The sequence below is a fragment of the Shewanella fidelis ATCC BAA-318 genome (genome assembly GCF_000518605.1).
In the GTDB taxonomy this organism is placed as follows: Bacteria; Pseudomonadota; Gammaproteobacteria; order Enterobacterales; family Shewanellaceae; genus Shewanella; species Shewanella fidelis.
The window spans coordinates 85,022-98,314 of the sequence record NZ_KI912459.1 but is presented as its reverse complement, the minus strand read 5'-3'; the positions used below and the strand labels follow the sequence as shown (position 1 = coordinate 98,314).

Sequence of the window (13,293 nt, the reverse complement as noted above, 5' to 3'; positions counted from 1 at the left end):
ATGGCGGAGAAGGAGGGATTCGAACCCTCGATGGGAGTTAAAGCCCATACTCCCTTAGCAGGGGAGCGCCTTCGGCCACTCGGCCACCTCTCCGTTTCTTGGCGCACATATTACTGTCTGCCGAAAATAAGTCAAACCCTTTTTAAGAAACCCTACGCGTTTGAACTGTTTTTAAGCACCTTGTCTGTATAACAGTCTAACTTTACCATTAAAGTCACTTTTTAAGCGCCATAAAGCTAATATTTATCAGTCAAACAGAGGCAAACATACTTAAGATAAGCACTAATCACTTGCACATAAAAAATAATATTAAGCCTTTCGAGCGACAATATAATATCTTTTGGCTATTATATAATCGCCTTATTACCCGAAATACTCACACAGGCAAACATTTCAAATGCAATCGCTCGTTTACTTGCGAAACGGTTGATACAACCCATAGCAAAATACTTATCTATGGTAGCCACAAAAATCACTGCCAGTATTTTCGCTCTTTATCACAGTAAAACTTTAACCCTAAAAATAAAAAAGCCAGTTAATAATTAACTGGCTTCTAGAATTCTTGACTGATCCGTTTAGATCAAAAGTTACCGCCTTCTGATGGCGTACCTGACTTTTCAGATTGAATGCGTTGGTAAATCTCTTCACGATGTACAGAGACTTCTTTAGGTGCATTTACACCAATTCTCACTTGGTTACCTTTAACGCCTAATACAGTGACAGTTACTTCATCACCAATCATCAGTGTTTCACCAACACGACGAGTCAATATCAGCATTACTTTGCTCCTTTAGTTCCTAATTCTGCTTTAGACGGCACAATTCCGTTATATTTGTATTATAAGGTCAGCTTAGTACAAATTAACAGTTTTCTATTAGAAAAGCGTCAAATAATTACACCTTTTCGAGTATTAAATCACAGTTTCCAGCCTGAAACCTTTTTGAGCAGTTAAAGAACAACTTTTACTCATAACCTCCCCCCTCAAGCATTAACATTAAGCTACCACAAGTTAATACACCAACCAAACCTTACCGTCACATCTAAAGCAAAAAACAAACAAGAAATCACACCTGATTAAGAGTCGTATGCAGGATTTTTAACTAATCGACATTAAACAAAAAGCGTTTTGAAACCTAGTTACATGAGTATTGTTATAAAGCATCAAAACGCTATAGTGTTCAATATTAAATGACAGGCATAAAAAAACGTCCAATTAAGGACGTTTTTTAATTCAAAGGATTTCTTTAAGCCAGCTTAGCTGTGATCCAAGGTAGTACTTGCTCTAAAGCTGCGTCTAAGTTTTCTGGTTGACTGCCACCGGCTTGAGCCATATCTGGACGCCCACCGCCCTTACCGCCAACTTGAACTGCGATAGATGCCACAAGTTCACCCGCTTTTACTTTGCCAGTTAAGTCTTTAGTTACACCTACGATTAGGTTTACTTTCTCTTCACCGGCAATAGCTAATACGACAATACCAGATTGTAGTTTTTGCTTTAGCTCATCTTGCAGACCGCGAAGCGCACCAGCATCAACACCCTCGAGCTTTTTAACCAGTACTTTAGCGCCATTAACTTCAACCGCTTCACCAGCAAGATCCGCACTGGTCGCAGCAGCTAACTTATCCTTAAGCTGTGACAGCTCTTTTTCAAGTTGCTTAGTTTTATCAAGTTGCGCCTTAAGCTTAGCAACAACTGATGCACTATCACCTTTAAGTAACGCAGCTGCTTCTTCAAGCTCTGCTTGCTGCTTAGCTACATAAGCCATCGCTGCTGCACCTGTCACAGCTTCAATTCGACGAACACCAGCAGCAATACCGCCTTCTGAAGTGATCTTAAATAGACCAATATCACCTGTACGACCTACGTGAGTACCACCACATAACTCGATAGAGAAATCGCCCATAGTAACAACACGCACTTCAGAGTCATATTTCTCACCAAATAGTGCCATAGCACCTTTTTCTTTGGCAGTTTCGATGTCCATTACTTCCGCTGTCAATTCGTGATTGCGACGAATTTGCGTATTCACTAGCTCTTCAACTTCTTTTAGCTCTGAAGCTTTAACCCCTTCAAAGTGAGAGAAGTCAAAACGTAAACGTTCTGGATCAACTAACGAGCCTTTTTGGCTTACGTGTGTACCAAGTACTTGACGTAGTGCAGCATGTAGAAGGTGCGTTACAGAGTGATTCAGTTCAGTTCTGTGTCGCAGTTTCTTATCAACATTGGCAGTTAATACTTGGCCAACGTTAATTGAACCACTCACTAGACGCCCGATATGACCAATTGCTTGAGCATATTTCTGCGTGTCAGTTACAGTGAACTCAATACCTTCGGCACTCAATACACCTTTGTCGCCACACTGACCACCCGACTCACCATAAAATGGTGTGTTATCAAGAACGACGACTAATTCGTCACCAGCAACACCAGTATCAACAGACTCACCTGCTTTAAATATTGCAGTCACTGTTGCTTGGTTATTAAGCTCGGTGTAACCAGTAAAGCAACTTTGCTCATCAATTTTAAGACCTTCGTTATAGTCTGTTTCAAATTGACCCGCAGCTTGTGCGCGACTACGTTGCTCGGCCATTGCCGCTTCAAAACCAGCTTCATCTACAGTGATATCACGTTCACGACAAACGTCCGCAGTTAAATCAACAGGGAATCCATAGGTGTCATAAAGCTTAAATGCTGTTTCACCGTCTAGCACCTTTGCTGTTAGCTCATTAAGTGCAGCATCTAAAATACCTAAGCCGCGCTCAAGCGTACGAGCAAATTGCTCCTCTTCCGCTTTTAGTGACTTTTCAACAATCGCTTGGGTTGCAGTAAGATCTTTTGCTGCATCTGCGCCCATCACTTCAATCAGTGTTGGAACCAGCTTATAGAAGAAACTTTCTGTTGCACCGAGCTTGTTACCATGACGTACTGCACGGCGAATAATACGACGCAATACATAACCACGCCCTTCGTTTGATGGCATTACACCATCCGCAATTAAGAACGCACATGAACGAATATGGTCGGCAATTACGCGTAAAGATTTATTTTCTAAATCAGTTACACCTAAAATTTCTGCTGTTTTCTTAATTAGCGCTTGGAAAATATCGATTTCGTAGTTTGAGTGTACGCCTTGCATAATTGCTGCGATACGCTCAATACCCATGCCGGTATCAACAGAAGGCTTTGGCAGTGGTTTCATTTCGCCGTCAGCTTGACGGTTATATTGCATGAATACGATGTTCCAGATCTCAATAAAGCGATCGCCATCTTCTTCAGGTGTACCCGGACGGCCACCCCAGATATGATCGCCATGGTCATAGAAAATCTCTGTACATGGACCACAAGGACCGGTATCACCCATTTGCCAGAAGTTGTCAGATGCGTACGCAGCGCCTTTATTATCGCCAATGCGGATAATGTTTTCTGCTGCTACACCAATCTTCTTATTCCAAATTTCAAACGCTTCATCATCAGTTTCATAGATAGTGACGCATAAACGTTCAGTTGGTAGTTTGAGTTCTTCTGTCAGGAAGGTCCATGCAAACTTAATTGCTTCTTCTTTAAAGTAATCACCGAAGCTGAAGTTACCTAACATTTCAAAGAACGTATGATGACGCGCAGTGTAACCTACGTTATCTAAATCGTTATGTTTACCGCCTGCACGCACGCAACGCTGAGAAGAAGTTGCACGAGTATAGCTGCGCTTATCGGCACCCAAAAACACATCTTTAAACTGGTTCATACCCGCATTAGTAAAAAGTAACGTTGGATCGTTCGCTGGAACGAGAGAGCTACTATCTACGACCTGGTGACCATTAGTGCGGAAATATTCCAAAAAAGCACTTCGCAGTGCTGCAGTGGTTTGATACATGAAACCGTCCTGAATTAGGTTGTGCAAATAAGCCTGAAGGCTAACTGATAAATTTTGATGGATAGCATTATAAGCAGAGTCATGACTAACAACCAGCCCTGTTGATACAAAACTGCGTGTCTACTAAGAAATTATGCTGTCGCCAACAATAGATTTCTATATTTGCTGTTATTACGTAACTAAAGTGACCATAAAAAAATCGCGCTACACCATAAGTGCAGCGCGATTTTTCACAACGCAAGGCTTAGTTTAATAACCAACTATGATTAGAATACTTCGCCAGTTTCTAAGTCGATGTTGTCACCTGGAGTGTCGGCAGATGAATCAGTTGCAATCTTCTCACCACCTAACAACATAGCGCGTAACGTTGTCTCAATTTCGTCAGAGATAGCAGGGTTTTCGATTAAGTATTTACCTGCATTAGCACGACCTTGACCAATCTTATCACCCTTATAGCTGTACCAAGCGCCCGATTTTTCAATCAGTTTGTGCAATACACCTAGATCAACTAGCTCACCAGTGCTGTTAATACCTTGACCATAAAGAATTTGGAATTCAGCTTGTTTGAATGGTGCTGCAATCTTGTTCTTCACTACTTTTACGCGAGTTTCGTTACCAATCACTTCTTCACGATCTTTAATCGCACCAGTACGACGAATATCTAGACGAACAGAAGCGTAAAACTTAAGTGCGTTACCACCGGTTGTGGTTTCTGGGTTACCAAACATTACACCAATCTTCATACGGATTTGGTTAATGAAAATAAGCAAGGTATTTGACTGCTTAAGGTTACCCGCAAGCTTACGCATTGCTTGGCTCATCATACGAGCAGCTAGACCCATATGCGAATCACCAATTTCACCTTCAATTTCCGCTTTAGGTGTCAATGCAGCAACAGAGTCGACGATGATAACATCTACCGCACCACTACGAGTTAATGCATCACAGATCTCAAGGGCTTGTTCACCTGTATCTGGTTGTGAACAAAGAAGGTTATCAATATCCACACCTAGCTTTTTCGCGTAGATAGGGTCAAGCGCGTGTTCAGCATCGATAAACGCACAAGTTTTACCTTGCTTTTGTGCTGCTGCAATGACTTCTAAGGTTAGTGTTGTTTTACCAGAAGATTCTGGCCCGTAGATCTCTACAATACGACCCATAGGTAAACCACCAGCGCCTAAAGCCACATCCAAAGCAAGCGAACCAGTAGAGATAGTCTCAACATCCATTGAACGGTCTTCACCTAACTTCATGATTGAGCCTTTACCAAACTGCTTCTCAATCTGACCTAAAACAGCGTTCAGTGCCTTCTCTTTATTTGGATCTGTCTTCATTCCGGGTATCCTCTGGATCGCAGTGCTATACATGATTAGCACTGAATTATCATTTGGGTTATGGCTCAACAAGCCATGGCTAGCGCCTTAATATGAACCTAGTATACTGTACAATCATACAGTATCAAGTGCTGTGTAAAAATATTTTATTAAACTTTAATAATCAGACACTTAATTTAGCAAGGCAACTTTATACAGTAATTTATTCAGTAAACACTGTAAGAATTACGCCTAATCTAAGCAAAATATTGATAAGATTAGTGCCAATATTGTTTAGGGCGCTAGTAGACGCCGCAGTAAATAACAGGCAAAACAAATCGATGACCGCTATTGATCCGCAAGGCTTAGAAAAACACACCCCAATGATGCGTCAGTATCTCACCCTAAAAGCACAGCACCCTGATATGCTGCTCTTTTATCGTATGGGCGATTTCTATGAACTCTTTTATGAAGATGCCAAACTGGCTTCAGAGTTACTTGGGATCTCACTCACTGCTCGTGGTAAAAGTGGCGGCGACCCAATTCCTATGGCTGGTTTGCCTTATCATGCAGTTGAAGGTTACCTCGCCAAATTAGTTCAGTTACGCGTCTCTGTCGCGATTTGCGAGCAAGTTGGCGATCCAGCGACCTCCAAAGGCCCAGTTGAGCGTAAAGTGGTACGTATTGTCACTCCGGGTACCTTGACAGATGAAGCCCTATTACAAGAGCGGCAAGACAACCTGCTTGCAGCGCTTTATCAAGGGAAAACCGGTTACGGCTACGCCACTTTAGATGTAGCATCAGGCCGATTTGTCATCACTGAACTAGCCAATACCGAAGCACTTGAGGCTGAGTTACAGCGTACTAATCCAGCTGAACTGCTCTATAGCGAAGACTTTTCGCAAATGAGCTTAATTGCAGGAATGAGCGGTACGCGCCGCCGCCCCGAGTGGGAGTTTGATTACGACACCTGTCATCGCCTATTACTGAACCAGTTTGGTACCAAAGACTTAAAGGGTTTTGGTATTGAAGACGCTAGGCTATCGCTACAAGCAGCTGGCTGCTTGATGCAATACGTAAAAGATACCCAGCGCACAGCCCTGCCACATATCAATTCGATTGTGCGTTTTAATCAGTCAGACAGTATCGTGTTAGATGCAGCAACTCGCCGTAATCTTGAGCTAACAGTCAACCTGCAAGGCGGTCGTGAAAACACACTCGCTTCAGTACTTGATAATACAGTGACGCCTATGGGAAGTCGTATGCTACAGCGCTGGTTACATCAACCCCTGCGCGATCACGACATAATCAGAGCGAGACAAACATCCATTGCCGAATTACTAGAGACTGGCGATTTTGAAACCCTAGCTGACGATCTTAAAGCCCTTGGTGATATTGAACGTATTACAGCACGTATCGCACTACGTAATGCACGCCCACGTGATTTTGCGCGTTTACGACAAGCACTGGCTTTACTGCCGCAACTACAACAAACGTTAACTCGAGCGGATGCTGGCCATCTAAAATATCTATCTCAAGTCATAGGTGAATTCCCTGAAGAGTTGGATTTGCTCAGCCGTGCAGTTGTTGATAACCCTCCAATGCTCATTCGTGATGGCGGTGTTATTCAACAAGGTTACAATGCTGAGCTTGATGAGTGGCGTAAGTTAAGTGAAGGCGCAACCGACTATCTCAACGAGCTCGAAGCACGCGAGAAAGAGCAAACAGGTATTTCAACACTAAAAGTGGGCTATAACCGAGTCCATGGTTACTATATTGAAGTTAGCCGTCGCGAATCCGAACTGGTGCCATTAAGCTACCAACGCCGGCAAACACTGAAAAACACTGAACGCTATATCATTCCTGAGCTTAAAGAACACGAAGAAAAAGTGTTATCCAGCCAAGGCAAGGCATTAGCGCTTGAAAAACAATTGTGGGAACAGCTATTTGATCTGATTTTACCTAAGCTACATGAGCTACAAGACTTTGCCAAAGCCGCAGCAGAGCTTGATGTACTATGTAACTTCGCTGAGCGTGCTGAAAGCTTGAATTACCATTGTCCTGAGTTATCACTTAACCCGGGGATCCAGATTGAGGCCGGTCGTCACCCTGTTGTTGAGCAAGTCAGTCAAACTCCGTTTATCGCTAACCCGGTAACCCTAAACAATCAACGAAAAATGTTAGTTGTTACCGGTCCGAATATGGGCGGTAAGTCGACCTATATGCGCCAAGTTGCACTCATTACATTAATGGCACACATAGGTTGCTATGTGCCAGCCGAGCACGCTGTCATTGGCCCTGTTGATCGCATATTTACCCGTATTGGAGCATCAGATGACTTGGCATCTGGTCGCTCTACGTTCATGGTTGAGATGACTGAAACCGCTAATATCTTACATAATGCGACACCTAACAGCCTAGTGTTAATGGATGAAATTGGCCGTGGTACTTCTACTTACGATGGCCTTTCTCTTGCGTGGTCTGCTGCAGAATATTTAGCGAAGCACTTACAAGCGATGACTTTGTTTGCCACTCACTATTTTGAGCTCACTCAGCTACCAGAGCTATTATCTAACGTTGAAAATGTCCATTTAGATGCCGTTGAACATGGTGACAGCATTGTATTTATGCACGCGGTGCAAGAAGGTGCAGCTAGCAGAAGTTACGGTTTACAAGTAGCAGCACTTGCTGGCGTGCCAAACTGCGTAATTAGTGCTGCTAAACATAAACTACAGCAATTGGAAGCTCGTGAACATCATGCAGGTCAAACCGGAGAATACGCCCCGGTGCAACAAACAATAAGCTTCACAGCGCCTGCGCCGTCACCAGCTTTAGAAGCATTAAGTAAACTAAATCCTGATGAGCTAACCCCAAAACAGGCACTAGATTATTTATATAATCTTAAAAAGTTGACGCAATAGCGTCACTTAGACTCACTAAGGCATAAAAAAGCGCAGTTACCAGTAACTGCGCTTTTTCTTTTTATCATACGTAGGCTTTACGCTTTAAAAATTGCCTCAACCGAAAGACCTTGAGCGCCTAGCAAGTCTTTAAGACGTTTTAGGGCTTCCACTTGAATTTGGCGTACACGCTCACGAGTTAAGCCAATCTCTTTACCAACATTTTCTAATGTCGACGGCTCATAACCTAACAAACCAAATCGGCGTGCTAGCACTTCTCGCTGCTTTGTATTTAGCTCATCTAGCCACTTAACAACAGACTTGGACATGTCTTCATCTTGTACTTTATAGTCAGGACCGACATTGTCATCATCTGCTAGTACATCCAATAATGCTTTATCGCTCTCACCACCAAGCGGTGTATCAACCGAGGTAATTCTTTCGTTGAGTTTTAGCATCCGACTTACGTCAGCGCTTGGGAGGTCTAGTTGTTCAGCAATTTCTTCTGCTGTCGGCTCATGATCTAACTTATGCGCTAGCTCTCTAGCGGTACGTAAATAGACATTTAGCTCTTTAACAACATGGATAGGTAAACGAATAGTTCGGGTTTGATTCATTATCGCGCGCTCGATTGTCTGCCTAATCCACCAAGTAGCGTAGGTAGAAAATCGAAAGCCACGTTCAGGGTCAAACTTCTCAACGGCTCGAATTAAGCCCAAATTGCCTTCTTCAATAAGATCAAGTAGCGCTAAGCCACGATTATTGTATCGACGTGCAATTTTTACAACGAGTCTAAGATTACTTTCGATCATGCGGTTGCGTGATTTTTCACAACCTTTAAGGGATTTACGCGAAAAATACACCTCTTCCTCTGCACTGAGGAGCGGGGAAAATCCAATTTCACCAAGATACAGCTGAGTGGCATCTAGGTTTTTCTGAAGGTCATCTTGGACTTGTTGTTCTAATTCAGCCTCTTTAACATTTTGCTCATTAGTCAGCTCGTTAAACGAGTCGTTTTTTGTTTGCTCTGCAACAGCCGCATTTGTAGGTCTGCCCATAATATCTCTCCCAAATTTTCATCTAATTACTGCACTTCACTATCCTCCGATTTGCCAAATTTGGCGGCCTAAAAACTATTTTTTAGGCAAAAATTTAAGTGGGTTAACTGACTTTCCGTGATACCTAATTTCAAAATGCAGCATCACTTTATTAGTGCCGGTACTACCCATTGTCGCAATTGTTTGACCAACATTAACAACTTGCTTTTCTTTCACTAAGATCTTGTCAGCATGAGCATAAGCACTTAAGTAGTCATCGCTATGTTTAATGATCACTAAGTTGCCATAGCCTCGAAGCGCACTACCTGCATAAACGACTCTACCGTTCGCTGCAGCTTTGATAGCATCACCCCGGTTACCGGCGATCTTTATACCTTTATTTCCCTGCTCTTTGGCTGAGAATGTTCCAATCACTTTACCGTTTACAGGCCATAACCACTTACTCACCTTTTCAGGAAGCTCGGCTGGCTTGTGGATAACTCGGTTAGTATTTTGTTGATTGGTTGTTACAGAATACGCAGGCTTTTGACTTGGATCAAGCTGTTTTTTTGACCAATCTTTTTTACTACTTTCGACTGACGCAGTATTAGTTACCTGTTGTTTGTTATTGTTTTTACTCGTATTTACACTTGTTTTCGGTTTAACATGAGCTACTTTTTTGACCGGTTTGCTATTTGTAACAGTTTTTTTAGAGCTAAGACTCAATACTTGTCCAGGGTAGATGGTGTAAGGGTTTGGCAAACGGTTCACCTTGGCTAACTCTGCAAAATCTTTATTTGCGCCCCAAGCGATCGAATATAAAGTGTCACCCTTTTTAACTACGTACTTACTGCCGGTGAGCGAACCTCTACTAATTGATGGCGTCGAAGGCCCATTTAGTGATTCTACAGGTGCAGGCCTATCAGCTTGAAAACTACAGCCTGATAACAAGACAAGGATAATAAGAAAGCTAACTAAACGCATTATTAACACTGAGCTCCGGTAAGCAAAGTTACTCGTTGGTCATTAATAGTGACAACCATTATGCAAGTTCACCGTTTACAAGTGGAACAAAACGTACCATCTCAATTGCTTGTGAAGTAAATTTATCTGCAGCACGGGTTACTTTCATAAGCTGTTGGTTTGCTTCTCCTACAGGAATAAGCAATACGCCACCATCAGCCAATTGCGCGAGTAGCGCCTCTGGAATAGAACTCGCAGCCGCTGTCACCATGATTGCATCATATGGTCCCTTACTAGGCCATCCCTGCCAACCATCGCCATATTTAAAAGCAATATTATGTAGATCAAGCCGTTTTAGCCTCTGTCTAGCTTGGATCTGTAAGCTTTTAATCCGCTCAACGGTACAAAGTTGCGGTACAAGTTGTGCCAAAATTGCAGCTTGATAACCTGAGCCAGTACCTATCTCGAGTACCTTACTCGGAGCAGATTGCAACAAAATCTCCGTCATTTTGGCCACAATATAAGGTTGTGAAATGGTTTGCCCTTGGCCAATAGGAAGTGCGGTATCTTCATAAGCTTTATGCCCAAGGGCTGGCTCTAAGAACTGCTCTCTAGGGGTATTCGCTACAGCTTTTAATACTGATTCATTACGGATCCCAGCCTCATACAATCTTTTTGCGAGGTTCAATGCAGAAGTTGAGGCGACAAAAGTCATAAATCATTTTCCATAGTTTTAAAATAAACAGATTCAATACAAAGTAAAACGGCTGCATCTAAAAGCAGCCACTTTAAACAACTACAGCTTTCACACTATTAGTCAATATCGGCTAACCAGTCTTCCAAAGCATTAAGTTTCTCAAACGCTGTTAAGTCCACAGTTAACGGCGTAATTGATACATAACCATTAGCCACAGCAAAAAAGTCCGTTCCTTCACTGGCATCCTGTTCGTCACCAGGCGGGCCCAACCAGAAGATTTCTCTACCAGCAGGGTCTTGAGTCCTGACCATTCCCTCTGCTCTATGACGCGCCCCAAGACGAGTTATTTTTATGCCTTTTATTTCATCTAACGGCAGATCTGGCACATTAATATTAAGGATCTTATCTTGAGCTATCGGCCGCGCTTGTAAAGCTTTAACAATTTTTAGTGCAAAATGCGCAGCTGTTTCGTAGTGCTTCAGTTTGTGACCAACTAACGAAATTGCAATAGCTGGAAAACCTAAGAAACGGCCTTCCATTGCTGCTGCAACAGTGCCTGAATACAAGGTATCATCACCCATATTCGCGCCAGCATTAATGCCCGAAACCACCATATCCGGCTCTTGTTGATACAATTCTCGAATCGCCAGATGCACGCAATCTGTGGGTGTACCACTAACTGATACAAACCCATTATCTAACCTATTAATTCGTAGGGGATTGGTCAAGGTTAACGAGTTGCTAGCACCTGAACAATTTCTGTCAGGCCCCACAGTCAAGGTTTCAGCTATCTGACTTAAAGACCGCGTTAAAGCAGCAATGCCCTCAGCATTAACCCCATCATCATTACTGATCAAAATCTTCATGACTATACCTCGGTACGATTTTGTTCAGCGAGCATCTGCTTACGGGCTAGTTCTTTTACATCTTGATAGGCAAACAGTTCCCGCAGTACTGAAGTTGCATAAGAGCCTGATGGTAATGCAAACTTTAAGATAATGGTATCTCCATCTACTTGATATTGCAGATGCTGTGGTTCAAGTAACAATGCACGGCGCTCTTGATTTAGCCCTGCTTGCTCAAGCCCTTCTCTATCGACAGCGAACTGGGCTAATGCATCTGCCTCACATGTCGCAGCTTCACCTTGTGCCAACGGCAAACCACGCCCCCAAAGCGGCGCTGAAAGTTGAATATCCTTTTTCGCTAACCGTTCATTTAAGGTGTCATCCCATGTCTCTGCGATAAAGTAACTTTTACTGCCCGCAAGTAGTACGCAGTCACCTGACAATGTTGAAGTACCAAAAGTTGCTAAACGCGCTGAGCAGGCAAGATTAAATAGGTTAGAACGTACAGCTGATAAATACATGCTGCGTTTATTTCTGTCTTTGACTTTACGTCCAGTAAACATCTGACGACCAAAAACTAAATTTTTACCGTCATTACCAAAGCGCTGCTCACCAAAATAATTGGGAACCCCTTGCAGCTTCACTTTTTCAATTCGAGCAATAACATCATCAATATCACTAACCTTGCGCAAGGTTAAGGTAAAACGGTTACCAGCAAGCGCGCCAATGCGCAATTTCTTAGCATGCCGTGATGCACTCAATATTGTGATCTGCTCACTATTAAGTTGTTGCCAATCAGGCGTTTCTTTACCGGGAATACGCACACCAAACCATTGCTCTGTTACCGCATGCTTATCTTTTTGACCTGCGTAAGTCACCTCTTTCGGATGTACATGAGCGAAACCTGACAACATTTTAGCGACTTCTACAGTATTAAGCCCCTCTTTGCGTATGTGCAGTAAGTGATGCTCTCCTTCACCAGTAGGTGCAAATGGTAAAATTTCCTGTACTTGAAAATCACTGTTATGGGTACGTAGGTCGGCAGTAGATGTAGGTTTGCCGTATAAATAATGTAATTCGCTCATATCGCTTACTTGTCTCATTCATCTTTCTTGCTGCGCAACAATTAATTTGGGCAGGCTGTTTACACTTGCGATAAAGCGCTAGGCTTTTATCATCAACACCACAGCTTCAACTGCGATGCCTTCTTTTCTTCCGGTAAAACCCAACTTTTCAGTGGTTGTGGCTTTCACATTGATATCACTAATATCAGTCGCGAGATCGTCTGCAAGTACGGCTCTAATTGATTCGATATGCGGCGCCATTTTAGGGGCCTGTGCAATAACCGTCACATCTAGATTCGATACGATAAAGCCCATATCTGTTGCTAATTTATAGCAGTGTCTTAATAAAACTCTGCTGTCGGCACCTTTAAATTCAGGATCCGTATCAGGAAAATGCTTACCAATATCGCCTAGAGCCATCGCACCTAAAATAGCATCTGAAATTGCATGTAATACTACATCACCGTCAGAATGTGCTACTAATCCAACATCGTAAGGTACTTCTACTCCACCTAAAATCAGCGGCGGCTCACCGCCAAACTTATGCACATCAAATCCGTGACCAATTCTAATTTTCATTACATTACCTACCAGCTTTGCTT

At 42.8% G+C, this 13,293-nt stretch carries 10 protein-coding genes and 1 tRNA gene; 1 reads left to right on the top strand and 10 read right to left on the bottom strand.

Going from position 1 to position 13,293, the window contains the following annotated elements:
• Position 1: 1 nt before the first annotated feature.
• The 4 genes from L884_RS0116560 to recA all read right to left on the bottom strand — a co-directional run bounded on the left by L884_RS0116560 (position 2) and on the right by recA (position 5,206).
• Positions 2–93 (bottom strand) — tRNA-Ser (locus L884_RS0116560).
• Between the two features lie 487 nt (positions 94–580).
• A complete protein-coding gene (gene csrA, locus L884_RS0116555; protein WP_006082602.1) occupies positions 581–778 on the bottom strand; it encodes a carbon storage regulator CsrA in 198 nt (65 codons plus the stop codon).
• A gap of 466 nt (positions 779–1,244) precedes the next feature.
• On the bottom strand, positions 1,245–3,872 hold the full coding sequence (gene alaS, locus L884_RS0116550; protein ID WP_028768541.1) for an alanine--tRNA ligase: 2,628 nt from the start codon (positions 3,870–3,872) through the stop codon (positions 1,245–1,247).
• Positions 3,873–4,138: 266 nt separating this feature from the next.
• On the bottom strand, positions 4,139–5,206 hold the full coding sequence (gene recA / locus L884_RS0116545) for a recombinase RecA (protein WP_028768540.1): 1,068 nt from the start codon (positions 5,204–5,206) through the stop codon (positions 4,139–4,141).
• A 320-nt stretch (positions 5,207–5,526) separates the two neighbouring features.
• On the opposite strand from recA, the gene mutS reads away from it, so the two are divergent.
• Positions 5,527–8,106, top strand: coding sequence for a DNA mismatch repair protein MutS (mutS, locus tag L884_RS0116540; RefSeq protein ID WP_028768539.1), 2,580 nt, complete (start codon positions 5,527–5,529; stop codon positions 8,104–8,106).
• 77 nt (positions 8,107–8,183) lie between these two features.
• Here mutS and rpoS read toward each other — a convergent pair whose 3' ends face one another.
• The 6 genes from rpoS to ispF all read right to left on the bottom strand — a co-directional run bounded on the left by rpoS (position 8,184) and on the right by ispF (position 13,270).
• Complete coding sequence (rpoS, locus tag L884_RS0116535) at positions 8,184–9,143, bottom strand: RNA polymerase sigma factor RpoS (protein ID WP_028768538.1); 960 nt, start codon at positions 9,141–9,143, stop codon at positions 8,184–8,186.
• 75 nt (positions 9,144–9,218) lie between these two features.
• Entirely contained in the window at positions 9,219–10,106 is an 888-nt protein-coding gene (locus L884_RS0116530) for a peptidoglycan DD-metalloendopeptidase family protein (protein ID WP_156925711.1), read from the bottom strand.
• Positions 10,107–10,164: 58 nt separating this feature from the next.
• Entirely contained in the window at positions 10,165–10,800 is a 636-nt protein-coding gene (locus L884_RS0116525; protein WP_028768536.1) for a protein-L-isoaspartate(D-aspartate) O-methyltransferase, read from the bottom strand.
• 98 nt (positions 10,801–10,898) lie between these two features.
• Positions 10,899–11,648, bottom strand: a complete 750-nt coding sequence (surE, locus tag L884_RS0116520; RefSeq protein ID WP_028768535.1) for a 5'/3'-nucleotidase SurE — start codon at positions 11,646–11,648, stop codon at positions 10,899–10,901.
• Between the two features lie 2 nt (positions 11,649–11,650).
• Positions 11,651–12,712: a tRNA pseudouridine(13) synthase TruD gene (truD, locus tag L884_RS0116515; RefSeq protein WP_028768534.1), complete on the bottom strand. Its 1,062-nt coding sequence runs from the start codon at positions 12,710–12,712 to the stop codon at positions 11,651–11,653.
• Positions 12,713–12,790: 78 nt separating this feature from the next.
• On the bottom strand, positions 12,791–13,270 hold the full coding sequence (gene ispF, locus L884_RS0116510; protein ID WP_028768533.1) for a 2-C-methyl-D-erythritol 2,4-cyclodiphosphate synthase: 480 nt from the start codon (positions 13,268–13,270) through the stop codon (positions 12,791–12,793).
• Positions 13,271–13,293 lie beyond the last annotated feature (23 nt).